The organism is Aneurinibacillus sp. UBA3580 (assembly GCF_002375825.1).
Lineage (GTDB): Bacteria > Bacillota > Bacilli > Aneurinibacillales > Aneurinibacillaceae > Aneurinibacillus > Aneurinibacillus danicus.
On record NZ_DFMZ01000031.1, the window covers coordinates 32,798 to 33,809 of the forward strand.

The 1,012-nt window shown below is 43.2% G+C and carries 1 protein-coding gene and 1 pseudogene; both read right to left on the reverse strand.

What is annotated here, in order from left to right; translation table 11 throughout:
• Nucleotides 1-53 precede the first annotated feature (53 nt).
• Nucleotides 54-506, reverse strand: a complete 453-nt coding sequence (locus B2899_RS05270) for a MarR family winged helix-turn-helix transcriptional regulator (RefSeq protein ID WP_170230219.1) — start codon at nt 504-506, stop codon at nt 54-56.
• Nucleotides 507-667: 161 nt separating this feature from the next.
• Nucleotides 668-1,012: pseudogene (locus tag B2899_RS05275) on the reverse strand (glutamine--tRNA ligase); the annotation flags it as partial.

Sequence of the window (1,012 nt, forward strand, 5' to 3'; positions counted from 1 at the left end):
ATACTTTCCTATACCGGAACAAAAACTAAAGTTTTCTATACAAGACCCGTCCGCTATCTTTGCTTGTCCGCTTCCTCCAGATTGGTGAGTATAATACGGTAAATTCGGATTAAATGCCGAATGTCTTCTTCAGACAATGCCGCATAATACTTATGCAGCCTCCTTTTCTTCTCCTCCATGAGATCATGCAAAATACTGTGGCCCTGCTCCGTAATATGGAGATAGACGATCCGGCGATCTTTCTCCGATCTTTTTCGTTCTACATAGCCTTGCGCTACCAGCTTGTCTGCTAACGTAGTAATAGAAGGCAGCGTAATTTCCAGTTCTTCTGCCAGTTCGGAGATTTTCTTTGGCCCATCCTCATTCAATATACCTAAAATCAAACTCTGGGAAACCGAGATTCCGGGGCTGACTCGCTTAGTGAAGTCCAGCGCTATTTTTCTACCCAATTTTTTGAATACATAATCCAGCTCCTGCAAAAGCGCACGATTGTTTATATTTTTCACTTTCATATGCCCCCATGATTTCTTCGTACAGGTAGATACGTCCTATGCTTGGTTTAGTTTCACCTTTCCGCATTGTTTACAAGCAATTTGACGGCAAAAGGCAAAAAGAAAAAGCCTTACATAAGTAATGACAGTAAGGCTTTTTCCAGGTTATATCCTGCTTACTTCGGAAGTTTAAACGAGCTTTTCAGAGATACAATGAGATTGAACACCAATTTCTCTTCGGTGGTATGCTTAGGGTCTACATTGAAGTATCCATGGCGGAAGAACTGGAACTTGTCGTGCGGCTTGGCACCTTTCATATTTGGTTCCACAAAGCCTTGTACAATCTCAAGCGAATTTGGATTTACATAATCAAGGAATGTCTTGCCTTCTTCTTCTGCCCCTTCTTCATCCAGAATGAGCGGTTCGTATAATCTGAACTCGGCGGGCACCGCGTTCGTTGCTTCTACCCAGTGAATCGTGCCCTTTACTTTACGTCCGGTGAAGCCTGTACCGCTCTTCGT